General features: G+C 55.6%; 20 protein-coding genes. 8 read left to right on the top strand and 12 right to left on the bottom strand.

The features are described 5' to 3' along the window. Positions 1-59: 59 nt before the first annotated feature. Positions 60-374, top strand: coding sequence for a chorismate mutase (locus BQ8290_RS12750; protein ID WP_108790888.1), 315 nt, complete (start codon positions 60-62; stop codon positions 372-374). Here the strand turns inward: BQ8290_RS12750 and BQ8290_RS12745 are convergent. From BQ8290_RS12745 to BQ8290_RS12710, 8 genes are all read right to left on the bottom strand, one after another. Continuing rightward, the gene (locus tag BQ8290_RS12745) at positions 371-1,006 is read right to left on the bottom strand and encodes an NAD(P)H-dependent oxidoreductase (protein WP_108792391.1); all 636 of its coding nucleotides are present in this window, start codon (positions 1,004-1,006) and stop codon (positions 371-373) included. The two genes, BQ8290_RS12750 and BQ8290_RS12745, sit on opposite strands and share 4 nt — an antisense overlap. Before the next feature lie 102 nt (positions 1,007-1,108). Then, the gene (gene rpsD / locus BQ8290_RS12740; RefSeq protein WP_108790887.1) at positions 1,109-1,723 is read right to left on the bottom strand and encodes a 30S ribosomal protein S4; all 615 of its coding nucleotides are present in this window, start codon (positions 1,721-1,723) and stop codon (positions 1,109-1,111) included. Between the two features lie 204 nt (positions 1,724-1,927). Then, entirely contained in the window at positions 1,928-2,281 is a 354-nt protein-coding gene (locus BQ8290_RS12735) for a hypothetical protein (protein ID WP_108790885.1), read from the bottom strand. 172 nt (positions 2,282-2,453) lie between these two features. After that, positions 2,454-3,218, bottom strand: coding sequence for a TrmH family RNA methyltransferase (locus BQ8290_RS12730; RefSeq protein WP_108790883.1), 765 nt, complete (start codon positions 3,216-3,218; stop codon positions 2,454-2,456). 6 nt (positions 3,219-3,224) lie between these two features. Next, complete coding sequence (gene nrdR / locus BQ8290_RS12725) at positions 3,225-3,686, bottom strand: transcriptional regulator NrdR (RefSeq protein ID WP_108790881.1); 462 nt, start codon at positions 3,684-3,686, stop codon at positions 3,225-3,227. Positions 3,687-3,695: 9 nt separating this feature from the next. Then, positions 3,696-3,962 (bottom strand): hypothetical protein, encoded by a 267-nt coding sequence (locus tag BQ8290_RS12720; RefSeq protein WP_337661398.1) that lies wholly within the window; start codon positions 3,960-3,962, stop codon positions 3,696-3,698. 31 nt (positions 3,963-3,993) lie between these two features. Further along, complete coding sequence (glyA, locus tag BQ8290_RS12715) at positions 3,994-5,298, bottom strand: serine hydroxymethyltransferase (protein ID WP_108790879.1); 1,305 nt, start codon at positions 5,296-5,298, stop codon at positions 3,994-3,996. Continuing rightward, the gene (locus BQ8290_RS12710) at positions 5,298-5,774 is read right to left on the bottom strand and encodes an RpiB/LacA/LacB family sugar-phosphate isomerase (protein WP_108790877.1); all 477 of its coding nucleotides are present in this window, start codon (positions 5,772-5,774) and stop codon (positions 5,298-5,300) included. Before BQ8290_RS12710 ends, glyA begins: the two co-directional genes overlap by 1 nt. 199 nt (positions 5,775-5,973) lie before the next feature. On the opposite strand from BQ8290_RS12710, the gene BQ8290_RS12705 reads away from it, so the two are divergent. Next, positions 5,974-6,651: a hypothetical protein gene (locus tag BQ8290_RS12705; RefSeq protein WP_337661397.1), complete on the top strand. Its 678-nt coding sequence runs from the start codon at positions 5,974-5,976 to the stop codon at positions 6,649-6,651. 47 nt (positions 6,652-6,698) lie between these two features. On the opposite strand, the gene parA is transcribed toward BQ8290_RS12705, so the two are convergent. Next, positions 6,699-7,343, bottom strand: a complete 645-nt coding sequence (gene parA / locus BQ8290_RS12700) for a ParA family partition ATPase (RefSeq protein ID WP_108790873.1) — start codon at positions 7,341-7,343, stop codon at positions 6,699-6,701. 129 nt (positions 7,344-7,472) lie between these two features. On the opposite strand from parA, the gene BQ8290_RS12695 reads away from it, so the two are divergent. Then, on the top strand, positions 7,473-7,904 hold the full coding sequence (locus tag BQ8290_RS12695; RefSeq protein WP_108790871.1) for a hypothetical protein: 432 nt from the start codon (positions 7,473-7,475) through the stop codon (positions 7,902-7,904). A gap of 49 nt (positions 7,905-7,953) precedes the next feature. Here BQ8290_RS12695 and rpoD read toward each other — a convergent pair whose 3' ends face one another. The 3 genes from rpoD to BQ8290_RS12680 all read right to left on the bottom strand — a co-directional run bounded on the left by rpoD (position 7,954) and on the right by BQ8290_RS12680 (position 12,490). Continuing rightward, positions 7,954-9,969, bottom strand: coding sequence for an RNA polymerase sigma factor RpoD (gene rpoD / locus BQ8290_RS12690; protein ID WP_108790869.1), 2,016 nt, complete (start codon positions 9,967-9,969; stop codon positions 7,954-7,956). A 105-nt stretch (positions 9,970-10,074) separates the two neighbouring features. After that, the gene (gene dnaG, locus BQ8290_RS12685; RefSeq protein ID WP_108790867.1) at positions 10,075-11,940 is read right to left on the bottom strand and encodes a DNA primase; all 1,866 of its coding nucleotides are present in this window, start codon (positions 11,938-11,940) and stop codon (positions 10,075-10,077) included. A gap of 97 nt (positions 11,941-12,037) precedes the next feature. After that, the gene (locus BQ8290_RS12680) at positions 12,038-12,490 is read right to left on the bottom strand and encodes a GatB/YqeY domain-containing protein (protein WP_108792387.1); all 453 of its coding nucleotides are present in this window, start codon (positions 12,488-12,490) and stop codon (positions 12,038-12,040) included. Positions 12,491-12,640: 150 nt separating this feature from the next. Here BQ8290_RS12680 and carA point away from each other — a divergent pair, with 150 nt between their 5' ends. The 5 genes from carA (at position 12,641) to greA (ending at position 18,813) form a co-directional block, all read left to right on the top strand. Continuing rightward, positions 12,641-13,822, top strand: coding sequence for a glutamine-hydrolyzing carbamoyl-phosphate synthase small subunit (carA, locus tag BQ8290_RS12675; RefSeq protein WP_108790865.1), 1,182 nt, complete (start codon positions 12,641-12,643; stop codon positions 13,820-13,822). Continuing rightward, positions 13,819-14,346, top strand: a complete 528-nt coding sequence (locus tag BQ8290_RS12670) for a hypothetical protein (protein ID WP_108790863.1) — start codon at positions 13,819-13,821, stop codon at positions 14,344-14,346. The genes carA and BQ8290_RS12670 overlap by 4 nt, the downstream gene beginning before the upstream one ends. A gap of 146 nt (positions 14,347-14,492) precedes the next feature. After that, positions 14,493-14,903 carry a hypothetical protein gene (locus tag BQ8290_RS12665; RefSeq protein ID WP_337661396.1) on the top strand — a complete coding sequence of 137 codons (411 nt, stop codon included), beginning with the start codon at positions 14,493-14,495 and terminating at the stop codon, positions 14,901-14,903. Beyond that, on the top strand, positions 14,903-18,226 hold the full coding sequence (carB, locus tag BQ8290_RS12660) for a carbamoyl-phosphate synthase large subunit (RefSeq protein WP_108790859.1): 3,324 nt from the start codon (positions 14,903-14,905) through the stop codon (positions 18,224-18,226). The genes BQ8290_RS12665 and carB overlap by 1 nt, the downstream gene beginning before the upstream one ends. A gap of 80 nt (positions 18,227-18,306) precedes the next feature. After that, the gene (gene greA, locus BQ8290_RS12655; protein ID WP_337661395.1) at positions 18,307-18,813 is read left to right on the top strand and encodes a transcription elongation factor GreA; all 507 of its coding nucleotides are present in this window, start codon (positions 18,307-18,309) and stop codon (positions 18,811-18,813) included. Positions 18,814-18,826 lie beyond the last annotated feature (13 nt).

Below are 18,826 nucleotides of genomic sequence, written 5' to 3'. Positions count from 1 at the left end.
TTGGACGATGGTTACACTAGGCACTCGACAAACCGTCCGCATCAGGCCAAATCGCGGCCATGACTGAGAACACGGCCAAATCCCCCGAGAGTTGCGAATCGATGATCGACGTGCGCGCAGGCGTTGACGCGACCGATCGCGAATTGGTGGCTTTGTTGGAAAAGCGATTTGGATATATGCGCGCCGCCGCACGGATTAAGCCGACGCGTGACGCCGTCCGCGATGAAGAGCGCAAGGCCAGCGTCATCAACGCGGCGGTTGCCGATGCCGAACATCGCGGCATTCCCGGCGAGGTTGTGGGCGACATTTGGGAACGGCTCGTCGAAGGGTCGATCGCCTATGAAATGGTCGAATGGGACCGCATTCGCGATTAATCCGATTGCGGTTTGAGAAACCGTTCTAGGCGCATTTCTTTCTTATCCGGCGCGTGAGGTTGGATTGATGCCGCCATGGCTTTGATTTTCTTGTCCCATTTGGCGATCCCCTTTCCTGCGGCGCCGTCTTTGATCGCCCCACAGGCAAGGAAGCGCACGGGCTTAAATCCAACAAAGCCCAACACCTGACGTTTCCAGCGGTGGATGATCGAATTCTTATAGAGCAGCCGGAGAAAGAACGGGGGTGTGTCCATTGTCGCAATGACATCCGCGGACCGACCGACCATGAATTTGTCCCACAGCGAACCGGTTTCTTGAAAATTGTACATAAAGCCGGGCAGGAAAAGCCGGTCGATCAAACCTTTTAGCTCCGCCGGTTCGGCGCCCCACCACATGGGAAAGGAGAATACGGCGTGATCGCACGCGTCAAATTGCTCCGCCAGTTTTTGTAAGTCAGGCTCCCAATCGGTGCGTTTGAGATATCCGTTGCGTAAGATCGGCGTGAATTCCAAATCGCGCAGATTGATCCGTGTGACATCGTGGTCATCCGAGATAGCCGATTGGTAGATGTCCAAAAGGTGAGACGAGAAACGGGATTGCCCCGGGTGACCATCAATCAAAAGCACATTCATCGCCATGTTCCTTACTGTTTCACCTTGCTTGCCTTTGCACAGGGCAAAAGAAAAGGGCGGCCCCAATGGAGCCGCCCTTTTTCGTTTTCGTGTCGTCGCGGATTAGCGCGAGTAGAACTCAACCACGAGGTTTGGTTCCATTGTGACCGGGTAGGGCACCTCGTCGAGCTTTGGAACGCGTGTGAATGCGACTTTGTCGTTGCCTTCTGGAACAACGTAGTCGGGAATTTCACGCTCTGGCAGGCTCTGCGCTTCGATGACGAGAGCCATTTCCTTGGCTTTGCTGCCCAGGCTAATGACATCACCAACGTCGATGCGACGGCTAGCAATGTTACACTTCACACCGTTTACATAGATGTGGCCGTGGCTGACGATTTGGCGAGCAGAAAAGATCGTTGGCGCGAACTTGGCGCGGTACACGATCATATCCAAACGGCGTTCGAGCAAACCGATAAGGTTTTGGCCGGTATCGCCTTTCAAACGCGTTGCGTCTTTATAAGTCGAACGGAACTGTTTTTCCGTCACGTCGCCGTAATACCCTTTGAGCTTTTGTTTGGCGCGCAATTGCAGGCCGAAATCGCTCATTTTGCTCTTACGACGCTGACCGTGTTGGCCGGGACCGTAGGAACGCTTGTTCACTGGGGAATTTGGGCGACCCCAGATGTTTTCACCCATCCGGCGGTCAAGCTTGTACTTGGCGCTTTTGCGCTTCGACATACGTCTTTCCTTCAATTTTGCTGGGCTGGCCAAATGCCAACCGTTTAACCCGGCATCGCTCCGTATGAATTCATGCCTGAAAGGCCGTTCTCATACGCGGCTACCGCTTCACCGGGGTGCGGAGCCAATTGCGAAGGCGCGCCATTAGCTTTCGTTGGCGCGCCCGTCAAGCATATGTCGCGGTTTGAAACTCACCGCGTGCGATCAACGTTGGTTGTTGAGGTCGCGCCACCCTTGTTCCGTTAGGCAAACGCGGCTTTTCCGACGGCTCGACATGTCCAAACGAATGCGGCGGCAAATGCGCTCTTCTTCTTCGGCTTCCTGTGCCGCAGCGGGTTCAGCAGGGGCAACTGGTGTCACTGGTGGAATTTCAATAGCGCCAGAGCTTTGTGTGGTCGCTGGTGCATCTGTCGCAGGCGCAGTCGCTGGAGCTTCTGCGGCGGCTGCGTCGCCTTGCGTGTTTTCCTGAGGCTCATTGGCGAAAGCAGAGACGGCCAAAAGTGGTGCCGCGAAGGCAATAGGGGTGATGGCCGCAATACGGGTGAGGGTGAGTTTCATCAGTATTCTCGCATAGTTAGGGAAGAGAGAACGGGATTGCTAGCGAGCCAATTGCGATGTGTCCACCGTCCAGCGATGAACGACATTTGATGCCAGTTATTCGACATTTTTCGGCATTTTACTGCGTCAAACTTTGCCCGATTGATATCATGGACGTGCGTTGTCCATGGTCTCAATCTTCCGGATCGCGAGGCCCCCGTTCAAGCGTGCTCAAAATCCCGCGCAAGGTTCGGATTTCGAGGTGGTTCCAGCCCGGCTTGGTCAACACATTGCGCAGTGTACGAGCGGTCGCCTCGCGGCGCGGTTCGGGCAGAAAGTATCCGCGCGGGTTCAGCAATTTCTCAAAATGCCCGACCAATCCGTCCAGCTCATTTTGAGGGGCGGGCGGGAGCCATTCGTCTTCGGCGGTGGGTTGAACCAAAGTGTCGGGTTGCGGTGCCAATTCTGCGGAAATTCTGGACCATTCATAGGCGACCAAAATGACAGCCTGAGCCAGGTTAAGCGACCCGAATTCTGGGTTGATTGGGACGGTCAGAATGTGGCGGGCAAGCGCAACATCCTCTGTCGCCAATCCGGACGCCTCGCGCCCAAATATCACCGCGTGACGGCCCACCTTTGTGTGCATCAACCGCGCGGCCCCATCGGCGCCCACCACCGGCTTTTGCACGCCGCGTTTGCGGACCGTCGTTGCATAGACATGTTCACAATCCGCCAAAGCTTCTGCGGTGGTGTCATAGATCTTGGCTTGGTCCAGCACGATGTCCGCACCTGCGGCCGATGGACCGGCCGATGGATTGGGCCATCCGTCGCGCGGCGCCACGATCCGCATTTCGGTGAGGCCAAAATTGAGCATGGCGCGTGCCGCTTTGCCGATATTCTCACCCAATTGAGGGCGGACGAGCACGATGATGGGTTTGTTGGTTTCTACCGCGCCCATGGCGGCTTAATCCTTGGCCGCGTCGACGACCGTGCTCGCAAATTCTTCAAAATCGCGGGCTTCGGAGAAATCGCGATAGACGCTGGCGAAACGGATATAGGCGACGCTGTCGATTTGTTTTAGACCGTCCATCACCATTTCGCCAATTCGCGCCGAAGGCACTTCGGGTTCGCCGGCGGTTTCAACCTGACGTTGTATGCCAGAGATCAGTTGATCGATCCGCTCCTGTGTGACGCCGCGTTTGCGACAGGCAAGGGCAACGGATTGTTCGATTTTTGACCGGTTGAATGCCTCTTTGCGGTCGCCCGATTTTACAATCGTGACCTCGCGCAATTGCACGCGTTCAAAGGTTGTGAAACGGGCACCGCACGACCCGCATTGCCGCCGGCGGCGGATTGCGGTGGAATCCTCGGTCGGACGGCTGTCCTTTACCTGAGTGTCGTCATTGGCGCAGAAAGGACAGCGCATGGAGGGAGCTTATTTCCGAATGTGATGATGCAGCGCAAGGCCGGCGCCGGCCACAAGACCCGCTGCCAATCCCACGCCGGGAAGAACAATACCGGCAACCGCGCCAACGGCCGCCGCTTTCAAGACTGGTTTCGTGGAATCGTGGTCAAATCCGTCTTTGATCATGATCGACACTTCGTCACGGGTGTCTTGGACCCAATCTTTATCTTTCTTCTTTCCCATTGCTTCCTCGTCTTCGTTTACAATCACAGCGTCGTTTTTCACAATTTTGGTCATAGCGAACTTTTCTTGCCGATAATGAAATTAATTACTCGGGATATACAGGAAAATTCTTGCAAAGCTCTGAAACTCGACCGCGGACCCGTTCTTCAATCTGGGCATCGCCTTCGGGGCCATTCTTTGAAAGACCTTCGACGACTTCGGCAATTAGCTCACCAATCTGGCGGAATTCCGCCGGGCCAAACCCGCGCGTGGTGCCCGCCGGTGTTCCAAGCCGTACGCCGCTTGTGACGAATGGGGAGCGGGTGTCGAACGGGATGCCGTTTTTGTTGCAAGTCAACCAAGCCCGATCGAGACCTTTTTCCGCGTCTTTGCCGGTCACATTCTTTGCAGTGAGATCGACAAGCATCGAATGGTTATCTGTGCCGCCCGATACAATGCGCAGCCCGTTGTCCTCGAGGCTTGCGGCAAGAGCGCGGGCATTTTCGACAATGCGGTGCGCGTAGGATTTGAATTCTGGTGCCAAGGCTTCGCGGAACGCGACCGCCTTTGCGGCCACGACATGCATAAGCGGGCCGCCTTGAAGCCCTGGGAACACCGCCATGTTCAGCGGCTTTGTGAATTTCTCATCGTTCCAAAGGATAATGCCCGAACGTGGTCCTCGCAGACTTTTATGCGTTGTCGATGTGACGATGTCGCAATGCGGGAATGGGGAAGGGTGCGCGCCGCCAGCGACCAAACCGGAAATGTGGCTCATATCGCACAACAATGTGGCCCCCACTTCATCGGCAATGGCGCGGAATGCTCCAAAATCCCAGACGCGCGAATAGGCGGTGCCGCCGCAAATAATGATCTTTGGTTTGTGTTCGCGCGCCGTGGCCGCAACCGCCTCCATATCGATCAATTCTTCGCCTTCGGTCACACCGTAGCTAACCGGGTTGAACCATTTGCCCGACATGTTGACCGGCGATCCGTGAGTAAGATGCCCACCAGAATTAAGGTCGAGGCCCATGAACGTGTCGCCGGGCTGTAGTAGGGCCAGGAACACCGCTTGATTCATTTGGCTGCCGCTGTTGGGTTGGACGTTGGCAAAATTGCAGCCGAACAATTCCTTAGCCCGGTCGATTGCCAATGTTTCGATTACGTCGGCGTAGTCACACCCGCCGTAATAGCGTTTGCCGGGGTACCCTTCGGCGTATTTGTTGGTGAAAACGCTGCCGGTTGCTTCCAGAACGGCCTTGGAAGCGATGTTCTCGCTCGCAATAAGCTCGATCTTGTCCTGCTGACGTTTCAGTTCGCTGCCAATAGCCGCCGCGATTTCAGGATCCGCCTTGGCAAGATCATCGTTCCAGAAACCATCCAGAGGGGCGGCGGCGGTGGGTTGAGTGCTCATTAGTGGGTCTCAATATGGTCGGTTTGAACAGGTGGATGGCCAAGTTTCGCAACACGGCGTTGATGACGCCCAGCCGGGTCATTCGCATCGGCAAATTCGGTGCTGAGGAAAGTAGCTACGCAAGACTTCGCCATTTCGATGCCCGTCAACCGCGCGCCAAGGGCAATGCAATTTGCGTTGTTGTGTTCACGAGCCAACGCCGCAGAGAGCGGTTCGGAAACCAACGCGCATCGCACAGCGGCGTGACGGTTGACGCTGATTGAGATGCCGATCCCTGATCCGCAAAGAGCGACGCCGAATTCAACCGTTCCATCCGCGATTACAGACGCCAATTTGTACCCATAATCGGGGTAATCGACGCTCTCACCCTCTTCAGGGCCAAGGTCGGCGACTTCGTGTCCTTCGGCCATCAACCATTCGGCAATTTCTGCTTTCATGTCGGTGGCGGCGTGATCTGAGGCTATGGCTATACGCATGGCCGGTTACATAGTCAGAGGCGCGCCTTGGTTCCACCCCGGATCGCCCGCTTTTCGACGGCTTGTGCGCGTGTTTTTCGCAAATTTGCGTTGAATTGGGACAATTAGCCCGAATGAGCCTCTTGTACAGATCGGCTGCATGTTTCATCTTTCGCGACCGTCGCCGTGTTTTCATCGTTTTTCTACAGGTTTGGCCGCCATGCGTTCTGCCCTTTTTGCCTTTCTCATTGCTTGGTTTGCATTGCCGGCATGGACGACGGCGTTGGCCGATCCCGGGACCCCGGCAGAGAGGGTGACACGGGCTTCCGCAATTGACGATGGCTATGGCGCCGTCACGATTTCGATCCGAAGCGAGCTGTATTTGGATGATCCGATCCACGTCTATTTCCTGCGCGACGGCGGTGACGTTGCCAATGATACAGATGTCGTGCGGTTCAACCGGCGTCAGGGCTTCTTCTCGTTCGGCAACGACACGGTCAAATACAAGGTTCAAACGTATCAATTGCGCGCCGGCACCTATCGCCTTGTGGCCCACGGTATGAATTGCGCAAAAGTGCCTGCGATCAACGAAAGGTGCTTGGTCGAAGAGCCGGGCATCTACGGGTCGTTGGAATTGTCCAGGCCCAGCCGCGGCTATGATGAAGATGCGCCTTCATTTGAGGTGCGTGCGGGTGCTCTTACCAATGCGGGCGATTTTGCCTTAACGGCGCGCAACACAATCGAATGGTCGGAAATTCCCGAAGTGGAATTGCGGCGCACGCGCAGCAGGTTTGGGCGATTGCCGGCCGCTCCTGTGCCCGTAGTGCCGGAAGATTATCGCCTCAAATACGGATTGAACGCAAGGTCATATGATGACGATGCCGGACGCCGGTATTAAAGTAATAAGGCGTGTGTCGCACCAATTGTACAGGGCGAACTCTCGGCTTACTTATCCTGCTTTTTGAACGTTTTGCGTAGCCATTTCCACAAGGCTTCGATCTCTTTGGCGGCTTTCCCATCCGGGTCCATTTCGCCGGCGGTTTCACCCTTGGCCGACGACCGGTGAAAGGCGGCGCGATCGCCCAGTTCCACCGGACATACTTTCAATCCCATCTCTTTGGCAGTGCTCCGCGCCTCTTCTGTCAGGACAGTCGCGCCCGATGGCACCGAGTTGAGCACCACAAAGGCCGGTTTTTTCGCAAAGGAGACCAGATCTGCAATCGGCTCCAGTGCATGCAGATCGAATGCACGCGGCTTTGTCGGGATAAGGACAATGTCCGCGGCCTTTATTGCCTCACGTGCAGCCGCATCGGCATGAGGTGGTGTGTCTATCACGATGAAATCGACGCCGTTCTTGGCCGCACTTCCGATGGTTCTGGCAAGCCGGGCAGGGGGCGCGGTCACCACTACGGGTAAGAAATCCCCCCGCCAATCGCCCCACGCCGCCGCCGTCGCCTGGGGATCGGTGTCAATTACACAACTTTCACTCTTGGCTTGGGCCGCTCGCGTGGCGAGGTTGACCGCAAGTGTTGTTTTACCCGAACCGCCCTTTTGGCTGACAATGGCGATGACTTTGGCTGAATTCGACACGGAGTATGCTCCTTAGAGGGGCTATGTCATATGCCCGGCGCGGTTGGAGGAAACAATATGCAGGCGCGGATGTCTTGGTGAAATGCGCAATAAAGCGATCTTTAGGTTTTCGCAGTAGAAGTCATCGGCATGAAAAAAATGACTCTAAATGCTCTCGCTCTTGCCGCGTTTTCGATGACTTCGGCCTGTATGCCGGGTGGCGGCGATTTTCAGGCCGGAGAGTGGGAAGTTGAAGGCTGGATGGAATCTGACATTCACCCAGATCGCATCGAGCCGCAAACCCATTCTGCCAAAGTGTCGGAGCAATTGGCGGCGATGGATGCCAAAACGGTGTTTTTCAACGCGTTCTACAGTGCAGGAGCGGCGGGAGATGTCGTGTTCGCGAATGGCGAGATTTCGGGACATCTCAGCCAATCGGCGGTCGCCCCATTTCCCGAACATACGCAGAATGTGACAGGATCGTATCAGTCGGATGCGTTTGAAGTGCGCATCACATTGCCCGAGATCGCAGGAATCCAAGCCTATCAGGTGGTCAAAGGTCGGTTAGTCGAACCTATGTGACGAGATTATTGTGATCGGGACGCCGATGGCGCCCCGATCAACAACAGATTTACTGATCCAAGAACGAACGCATTTTGCGCGAACGGCTTGGGTGCTTCAGCTTGCGAAGCGCCTTTGCTTCGATCTGACGAATACGTTCGCGCGTCACGCTGAATTGTTGGCCCACTTCTTCCAAAGTGTGATCGGTGTTCATGCCGATACCAAACCGCATCCGCAAAACACGCTCTTCACGCGGTGTGAGCGAGGCGAGGACGCGGGTGACGGTTTCTTTCAAGTTCGCTTGGATCGCGGCATCCACAGGGATGATTGCGTTCTTATCTTCAATGAAGTCACCCAGATGCGAATCTTCCTCATCACCAATTGGTGTTTCAAGGGAGATTGGCTCTTTGGCGATTTTCATCACCTTACGCACTTTTTCCAATGGCATGGACAGACGGGCTGCCATTTCCTCTGGAGTAGGCTCGCGGCCTTCTTCGTGCAGGAATTGACGCGACGTGCGGACCAGTTTGTTGATCGTTTCGATCATGTGAACCGGAATACGGATCGTGCGGGCCTGATCCGCGATCGAACGCGTGATCGCCTGACGAATCCACCATGTCGCATAAGTCGAGAATTTGTAGCCGCGACGATATTCAAATTTATCAACGGCCTTCATCAAACCGATGTTACCTTCTTGAATAAGATCAAGGAATTGGAGGCCGCGATTGGTGTATTTTTTCGCAATAGAAATCACGAGACGCAGGTTCGCCTCGACCATTTCCTTTTTCGCGATGCGGGCTTCGCGTTCGCCTTTTTGCACCATGTTCACGATGCGGCGGAATTCAGGCAAAGCCATGCCGGTGTTGGCGGCAATATCTGTGATTTCGGTGCGAATGCGGTCAATCGCGCCGTCTTCTTTATCCGCGAACGCTTTCCATTTTTTGTCCTTCTTCGCGTTGGCCGCGATCCAGCTGTCGTCCAATTCATTACCGACATAGGATTTGAGGAAATCGATGCGCTTAATCTTATGACGCTCTGCCAAACGCAGCATTTGGCCACCCAACGCCGTTAGACGGCGGTTAAAGGCGTACAGATTGTCGACCAGAAATTCGATTTTGGTCGCGTGGAACTGCATGCTTTCCACTTCGGCAGTGAGCTCTTCGCCGAGCTTTTCGTATTTCTTCTCTTTCGCTTTGGGGAATTCGCCCCCATCGGCCAGCGTGTCGACACGTTCAGCCTGAAGTTTCTCGAAAGATTTGAACAATTTGGTGATGCGGGCAAACCGTTCGATCGCGTCGGGTTTAAGCGCGGCTTCCATCTGAGCGAGAGAAAGGGTGTTGTCCTCCTCTTCTTCTTCTTCTTTCTTTTCAGAGCCTTCTTCGCCCTCTTCACCGTCTTCGCTTTCATCAGACGTGTCATCGTCATCGTCGCGAATGGTGGGGCCGGCGGTTTCTTCCGAAATCTCGCCGTCGTCTTCCTCGTTCTCTTCCTCCATCTTGTCAGGCGGAGGTTCTTTGGAAAGCATGGCATCCAAATCGAGGATCTCACGAAGCTGCATGTCTTCGTTGTTGAGTGCTTCGGACCATTGGATGATTGCGTGGAATGTGATCGGGCTTTGGCAAAGGCCCATGATCATCATGTCGCGGCCGGATTCGATCCGTTTGGCAATGGCGATCTCGCCTTCGCGGCTGAGCAGTTCGACCGCGCCCATTTCGCGCAGATACATGCGAACCGGATCGTCGGTCCGACCATCGGCGGCGGTCTTTTTGACCACCGGCGTTTTGGCGTCTTTCTTGGCTGCGCCTTTTTTGTCGCCAACATCGATCTCTTCGACCTCGGCTTCTTGTTCTGCTTCGGCTTCGGCTTCTTCGTCGTTTTCGACAATCTGAACACCCATTTCCGACAAGGCGGTTTGGATGTCTTCGATTTGATCCGAATTCATGTCGCTCGGCAAAGCGGTGTTCAGCTCATCATAGGTGATGTAGCCTTTCTTCTTCGCCTTGGTCATGAGCTTCTTCACAGAAGCTTCATTCAGATCAATCAGCGGAGCGTCTTCTTTGTCGGCTGTTTTTGCGGTTGATGCCATGAAGTATCGTCAATCTGTTGTCCGGTGAACGGTCGATCGGTCACCCTTTTTTGGGGCCGTCTCGCACACACCATTGTTAATCCCGTACCAGCGCGAAGTGCCGGCTTAATCCTGTGTGGCCGGTGAACCGGCCTTTCGCCTACCGAACGCTTTTAAACGTTCGTCAACTGTCGTGAGCTGTTGTCGCAACCGGGCCTGCTCGGCAAATGACCCTTCGGGATCATCGTCGAACCGAGCAATCGTTGCCGCCATAGCGGCTTCGAGTGCTGGTTTTTGGGCCAGCAACGACACAGCTTCGGCCAGTTCCTCGCGCGCTTCACCGGGGGATGTGCCTTCTCGAAGAAAGGCGTAACGTTGGTCTTCCGGTGGGGCAGGATAGCCTTGCACGTCTGATATGGCGTTTGTTGTGTGCGAATCAAGCGTTTCCGACAGCTCTATCAGCGATTCAATTGCGGGCGCGGCTTTTGGGTCAAGGTTTGCCAGCCTGGAAAGGGCCTCTGCGTGTCTCGCGATTTCACCGGGATGGCGCACCAATCCGGCGATAACGGAGGACAATAAGGTGGCCCGTTGCCCTCCTTGCATCGCTCTGTTCAAAATATCGCGGGTCCCTTGAGAAAGACTGCGTGGCGCCGATTTTTGGCCATTCCATGATCCGCGTTGGAACGGTGTGCCTTGATTGTTGCGCGGTTCGCGCGGCGGATAGGCAAAGGCAGAGAATCGATCGAGCAGTTCGCGCCGGTACAACGCGCGGATGTCTTGATCCTCAATCGAATCTACGTGCTCCATCAAACGCGCTTTCAACCCTGCTTTGGCCTCTGGGCTGGAAAGCGGCTTTGCTTCGCGTTCAAAATTCCACAAAGTATCCAGCAAGCTGCTCGGCTCTGACAGGAGCTTTTCCATCGCGCCGGGCCCTTGATCATTGATCAGATCGTCAGGGTCCATGCCGCTTGGCAATCGCACGATCGACAAAGAACGCATCGGAGCCAGCATGGGGAGCGCGCGGGTGACGGCCCGCATCGCAGCCTTTTGACCTGCCGCGTCGCCATCGAAGCACAAGATTGGCACCTCGACCATGCGCCACAACATTTCCAACTGCATTTCCGTAAGCGCGGTGCCCAATGGGGCGACGGCATCGGTAAACCCGGCCTGAGCCAGGGCGACGACGTCCATATACCCTTCGACTACGACGATGCGGCCCGATTGGCGCGAAGCCGGGGCTGCGCGATGCAAATTGTAAAGCGTGCGCCCCTTGTCAAAGAGCGGGGTGTCGGGGGAATTGAGATATTTCGCGACGCCCCCATAACCGTTGGCGCGTTTGCCCAATATCCGTCCGCCAAATGCGATCACCCGACCACGCGCATCCTGAATAGGCAGCATGACTCGTTCGCGGAAACGATCATAGGTTTTGCCGTCATCGGTTTTGATCCTCATGCCTGACTCAACCAACATCTGTTCGTCGAAACGAGAGAGAGCGGCCTTCAACGCCTGTTTGCTCTCTGGGGCATAGCCAAACCCGAATTCACGCAAAGTTTCCGGTTTTAGCCCACGATCCTTTAAGTAGGTCAGCGCCTCACGCCCTTCGGCGCTGCGCAAGGTGTGCACGAACCAATCCTGTGCCTCGGTGGTGACATCGACCAACTCGGCACGCTTTTCCGCGCGTTTTGCTGCGATTGGATCGGGGGCAGGGACCTCCATCCCGGCCTCCGCCGCCAGTTCCTTGATCGCGTCAATAAACGACAACCCGCGTTGTTCGGTCATCCAGCTGATGACATCGCCATGCGCGCCGCAGCCAAAGCAGTGATAAAACTGCTTTTGATCGTTCACGTAAAAGCTGGGCGTTTTTTCATCATGGAATGGGCAACACGCCGTCCATTCCCGCCCTTTTTTGACGAGCTTGTCGGTGCGCATGATCACGGTTGATAGCGTGATCCGCGCGCGCAGTTCGTCTTTCCATTGCGGGGTTATGGCCATGGCTGCAAAAATGGGCCGAAAGCGACCGGGGTTCAACCCGGCAACTGTCGGCGCTGTGGACCAATCTGTGCGCTAACGGATTTAAGTCAGGATTTGATCAGCTCAAAGCGGCCTTAACCAGCCCGCTGGCCAATTTTCCGTCTAGCACGGCGCCGTGGCGCGATTTCAATTCGCCCATGACTTTGCCCATGTCTTTCATGCTGTCTGCGCCCAATTCCGCTTTGATCGCATCGATTGCGGTTTTGGTTTCGTCCTCGCTCATCATTTGAGGGAGGAAGCCTTCGATCACGGATAGCTCGCCTTGTTCTTTTGCGGCCAATTCGTCGCGGCCGCCAGTGACATACATCTCAATCGATTCGCGCCTTTGCTTGGCCATTTTTTGCAAAACGCTGGTGACCAAGGCGTCATCGTCGATTTCTTTGGAGCTGGTGCGTTCCTCAATGTCGCGATCTTTGATTTTGGCCGAAATCTGGCGAAGGGTCGCGGTGCGTTCCTTCTCTTTGGCTTTCATCGCGGTGATGGTGGCGGCTTTAATATCGTCTCTGATCATGACAAATTGAACTTTGCTGTGGATGGAGTGGTGTTGGAACGCGCCATAACGCATGATCGGGGCCGCGCCTAGGTTGACGCGCGCGCGCACCCTCTCTAGCCGGTGGGTCTTAGCGACATTGCTGCGAAAACCAATTTAACGGAGTGCCCCATGGCCCCATCCGCCACTATTCCTGCGCAACCCAAAGACGCGACCGGATGCGTTGTTCTGGCCGATGGTTCGGTCATATGGGGCAAAGGCTTTGGCGCGGTTGGTGAAGCGGTCGGCGAGGTGTGTTTCAACACTGCCATGACCGGTTACCAAGAAGTGATGACCGACCCGTCCTACGCGGCTCAAATTGTCACATTCACTTTTCCCCATATCGGCAATGTCGGCGCGAATGCCGAAGACGTCGAAGGCGACGTTGATGCCGCCGTTGGCTGTATCGTGCGCGAAGACGTGACCCAGCCATCCAATTTCCGCAGCATCGAGGAATTCACCGATTGGATGGCGCGCAACGGCAAGATTGGTCTGGCGGGTGTGGATACACGCGCTTTGACGCGTCGCATCCGCAAAAGCGGCGCACCGAACGCGGTGATCGCGCATTCGCCCGACGGAAATTTCGAAGTCGCGGCCCTTATTGCTCGCGCACAAGAATGGAGCGGGCTTGAAGGATTGGACCTGGCGATTCGCGTGACCCGCGATGATCAACAAAGCTGGGAAGGCGGATATTGGCGATTGGGCCATGGTTATGGTCGGGCCGCTGACGATGCGACGCCGCATGTTGTCGCGATCGATTTCGGTGCCAAAGACAATATCTTCCGCAATCTGGTGAAGGCCGGCGCGAAAGTCACAATTGTCCCGGCAAAGACATCATTGGACGCGATCATGGCTTTGAAACCGGATGGCGTGTTCTTGTCCAACGGCCCCGGTGATCCCGCAGCCACTGGAGAGTATGCTGTGCCCGTGATCCAAGGCTTGCTGGATGCCGATATGCCGATTTTCGGCATTTGTCTGGGCCACCAAATGCTGGCGTTGGCGGCGGGCGCAAAGACGATCAAAATGCATCAGGGGCATCGTGGCGCCAATCACCCGGTCCAACGCGTTGGAGAAGGTTGGGGCGACACCAGCGGTCTGGTCGAAATCACCAGCATGAACCACGGTTTCGCGGTCGATGGCGACACATTGCCAGAAACGGTGGAACAGACCCATGTGAGCCTGTTTGACGGTTCCAATTGCGGCATCGCAGTAAAGGGCAAAAACGCGTTCGGTGTGCAATATCACCCTGAAGCCTCACCCGGACCGCAAGACAGCTTCTACCTGTTTGAGAAGTTTGTCGGAGGCCTGGCGTGAACAAGCTTTTTGGCCTTGTCCCACTTGCGTCGTTGTTGCTGCTGCCCGCGTGCTCATATTTCGACGATACCGACCCGCGTGAGGGCGCAGAGACGGTAGAGCAGTGCCTTGCGCGTCTGGCGTCCACCGTTGCTGGTCTTAGCGATGAACTCGATACGACCACGGCCCGGATGGCTTACACTTATGACATCACCAAATTGGGGCTGGAAGAGCTGCAACAACTGACCGTTCCGGGCAGTGATGAAACGGCCGGCGCGCGGCTTATGGCGGCGACCAACGAAACCTCTACCGCTGTTGCGCGCTTTAGAGAGCTGCCTGCCACGCCAGAAGGGGCATTCTTCATGGCGACCGATCCCGCGCTTTACCGCGTGTTGGGGGACAACATCCCCGTTAATCAATCGGTGAATGCGGGATGCGAACGGCAATTACCGGGCATGCGTTTGTTATCGGTCGATGGCGTATTTAATGAGACATTCGATCCGCCCGCCGAACCGCCGGCCGATGACAGCGGTGAGGCGATATGATCTTACGATGTTTAGCACTTGGTGCGGCGTCGATCGCGCTTGTCGGCTGTGACAGTTTGCCGACCGATCCGGATTGGCGAGAGGGCGTGGAAACCGTCAATGATTGCCTTGACCGATTGACCAATAGTTCAACAACGCGACCTCGGATGGAATCCGATGAAGGTATATGGATCCCAACTTTCACCTACGACATCACCCATGTTAGCCCGCACGATTTTAGGTCTCTCGCTCGGCTTGAAGAGGGCGAAACACCAGCAACGAGAGTAACGGTCGTACCCGCGGGATCATCCACTCAAAATGCGCGCGACCGGTTTGTCGACACGCCAGCCGTTTTCGAAGGCGCGATGCTATGGGTAGACGACCCGGCGCTCTACAAAGTGCGCGGGGATGCCGATCTCCATCGCAATCTAAAGCGACAAGGATGCGAACGCCAAATCTCGGGAATGCGCCTCATTTCCTATCGGTTTACGTCCGAAGCGTCGCTGGTCGATGGTGAACTGCCGGCCCACTCAATTACGAATGCCCAACAACGGCTTATTTTAGACAAAGGTCTGTAATGCCACAACGCACCGACATATCCTCCATCCTTGTTATTGGCGCAGGTCCGATCATTATCGGTCAGGCGTGCGAGTTCGATTATTCGGGGACTCAGGCGATCAAAGCGCTGAAAGAGGAGGGCTACCGCGTCATCCTCGTCAACAGCAATCCGGCAACGATTATGACCGATCCGGAATTTGCCGATGCGACCTATATCGAACCAATCACGCCCGAAATCGTGGCCAAGATTATCGCCAAGGAAAAGCCGGACGCTCTTCTTCCGACGATGGGTGGCCAAACCGCATTGAATTGCGCGCTTGCTCTGGATGCGGACGGCACTTTAGAAAAATACGGCGTTGAAATGATCGGCGCGAAGGCGGACGCGATCGACAAGGCGGAAAACCGCCAACGGTTCCGCGATGCGATGGATTCGATCGGCCTTGAAAGCGCGCGCAGCGGCGTTGCGAACACAGTCGAAGAAGCGCGCGAAGTGTTGGAACGCACTGGCCTTCCGGCGATTATTCGACCCAGCTTTACCCTGGGCGGCACCGGCGGCGGCATCGCCTACAACAAGGCAGAGTTCGATAAGATCGTCCGTGATGGTTTGGACGCGTCCCCCACGACAGAGGTTCTCATCGAAGAATCGCTGCTGGGGTGGAAAGAGTATGAGATGGAGGTCGTTCGCGATCGGGCGGACAATTGCATCATCATTTGTTCCATCGAAAATGTCGATCCGATGGGGGTGCATACCGGGGATTCGATCACCGTTGCCCCCGCATTGACCCTGACCGACAAAGAATATCAGATCATGCGCACCGCGAGCATCGACGTGCTGCGTGAAATTGGTGTCGAAACCGGCGGTTCTAACGTTCAGTTTGCGGTGAACCCGGCGGATGGACGCCTTATCGTTATCGAAATGAACCCGCGTGTCTCGCGCTCTTCTGCGCTCGCGTCGAAGGCAACTGGATTTCCAATTGCCCGCGTGGCCGCGAAATTGGCGGTAGGGTATACGTTGGACGAGATCACGAACGAGATCACCGGCGCGACTCCGGCCAGTTTTGAACCGACAATCGATTACGTCGTTACCAAGATCCCGCGTTTCGCTTTTGAGAAGTTTAAGGGCGCCGATTCTTCATTGTCGACGGCGATGAAGTCGGTCGGTGAAGTGATGGCGATCGGCCGCAACTTTGCCGAAAGCATGCAAAAAGCGTTGCGCGGCTTGGAAACGGGTCTTGATGGATTCAATCGCGTCACTGAACTCGAAGGGGTTCAACGCGATGTCATCAACGCCGCCATTTCGCGGCGGACACCGGATCGCTTGCTTCAGGTTGCGCAGGCCATGCGTGAAGGGCTGAGTGTCGAAGACATCCAAAACGTGACCGGATACGACCCGTGGTTCCTTCGCCAGATCGAAGCGATCATCGCCGCAGAGAAAGACGTGTCGACCAACGGATTGCCCAACGATGCGGCCGGGTTGCGGCGTCTGAAATCCATGGGTTTCTCCGACAAACGTTTGGCGACATTGGCCGTGCGTTCGGTTGGCGTGGCCGGAGGCATGGCGGAAACTCAGGCGAAGCGATCGGGCCTGTTGCATGATGCGTTGCAAGCGATGGCGGGTGCGACCAGCGAAGAGGAAGTTCGCTCTCTCCGTACAAAACTCGGTGTGCTGCCCGTGTTTAAACGGATCGACAGTTGCGCCGCCGAGTTTGAGGCGATCACGCCTTATATGTATTCGACCTATGAAGCGCCAAGTTTCGGAGAGCCCGAATGCGAGGCGGAGCCCAGCGAACGGCGGAAGATCGTCATTCTTGGCGGTGGTCCAAACCGTATCGGGCAGGGCATCGAATTCGATTATTGCTGCGTGCATGCCTGTTTTGCTTTGGCAGAGCAGGGTTACGAAACGATCATGGTCAACTGCAATCCAGAGACCGTCTCGACCGATTACGACACGTCAGACCGGCTGTATTTTGAGCCTTTGACTGCCGAAGATGTTCTAGAGATCCTGAGGGTTGAACAACAATCCGGCGAACTCGTTGGCGTCATCGTTCAGTTTGGTGGGCAAACTCCATTGAAACTGGCTCAGGCGTTGGAGGATGAGGGCATCCCGATCCTAGGTACGTCGCCCGATGCGATTGATCACGCCGAAGACCGGGAACGGTTCGCCAGATTGGTTGACAAATTGGGATTGAAACAACCCGATAATGGCATCGCCTACACGCGTGACGAAGCCGCCGCCGTTGCGGCGCGGATTGGTTATCCTGTGTTGTTGCGGCCATCGTTCGTCTTGGGTGGTCGGGCGATGGAAATCGTCGATTCCGAAGCGCAGCTGGATGATTACATCAAAACGGCCGTCAATGTGTCGGGCGAAAGCCCGGTTCTGGTCGATCAATATCTGCGCGATGCGATCGAATGCGATGTCGACGCCCTATGTGATGGCGACGAAGTTCGCATCGCCGGTGTGATGCAGCACATCGAAGAGGCTGGCGTCCATTCCGGCGACAGCGCGTGTACGTTGCCTGCCTATTCGCTCGATCAAGACATCATCGCAGAGATGGAGCGTCAGGCAGAAGCCTTGGCCTTTGCATTGGGTGTGCGCGGATTGATGAACGTCCAATTCGCCGTGAAAGATGGCGAGGTGTACCTTATCGAGGTGAACCCACGCGCCAGTCGCACGGTCCCGTTTGTTGCCAAAGCCATCGGTCAACAAGTCGCCAAAATCGCATCGCGCGTAATGGCGGGCGAAAAGCTGGCCGATTTCGAACCGTTTAAACGCAATCTGGATTACATGGCCATCAAAGAGGCGGTTTTCCCATTCGGTCGTTTCCCCGGCTCAGATCCCGTCTTAACGCCCGAAATGAAATCAACCGGCGAAGTGATGGGCATCGATGCAAATTTCGAAGCGGCATTCTTCAAATCGCAACTGGGCGCCGGAATGACTTTGCCGCGCGAAGGAACCGTTTTCGTCTCGGTCAAAAATTCGGATAAACCGGTGATCGTACCGGCTGTGCGCAACTTGATCGATGAAGGCTTCCGCATCATCGCCACATCGGGAACACAGAAATACCTTGTTGAACAAGGGCTTGACGTGGAGCGGGTGAACAAAGTTGCCGAAGGTCAGCCGCACATCGTCGACAAAATCATCGACGGCGAAGTGGCGTTGATCTTCAACTCCACAGAGGGTTGGCAATCGCTATTGGACAGCAAATCTATCCGCGCAACGGCGTTGGAAAAGAAGGTTCCGTATTACACAACCGCGGCGGCATCATGCGCAGCGGCGGCGGCAATTGCGGCAATCACACCAGCCCAGCTTGAAGTCCGGTCATTGCAGGACTATTATAGCTAGGAATTAACGCCGTCCTTCCCGACATTTCTATCGTTTTGGGCCCGCATCTTTAGACGCGGCCAAGGTCGAAATGACTACAAATGCTCGGGCGAGGGCCGAAGAAAACGAAAGAAACGACCATGGATAAGGTTCCGATGCTGGCGGAGGGGTATGAGAGTCTGATGGCAGACCTCAAGGCGCTGCGCGACGAACGCCCACGGATTGTCGATGCGATTGAGGAAGCTCGCGCGCACGGCGATTTGTCAGAAAACGCCGAATACCATGCCGCCAAAGAGCGTCAGGGTCAGGTCGAAGCCATGATTGGCGATATTGAGAGCAAGGTTAGCCGTGCTCAAATCATCGATCCGACAACTTTGACTGGCGATAAAGTCGTGTTCGGCTCGACCGTCACATTGCTGGACGATGATGACAAGCCAATCCGGTATCAGATTGTTGGTGAAACTGAAGCGGATGCCGCCGCAGGTCGCATTTCATTCAGTTCGCCGTTGGCACGCGCCATGATCGGCAAACAGGTCGAAGAAGAAATCGAAGTGACCGTGCCATCGGGCGATAAATTCTATTTGGTAGAGAAAATCGAATTCATCTGAAGAATGGCTGAAA

Source organism: Erythrobacter sp. Alg231-14, from assembly GCF_900149685.1.
In the GTDB taxonomy this organism is placed as follows: Bacteria; Pseudomonadota; Alphaproteobacteria; order Sphingomonadales; family Sphingomonadaceae; genus Erythrobacter.
Note: the sequence above shows the minus strand (reverse complement) of the source record. Positions and strands in the feature narration are given on the sequence as shown.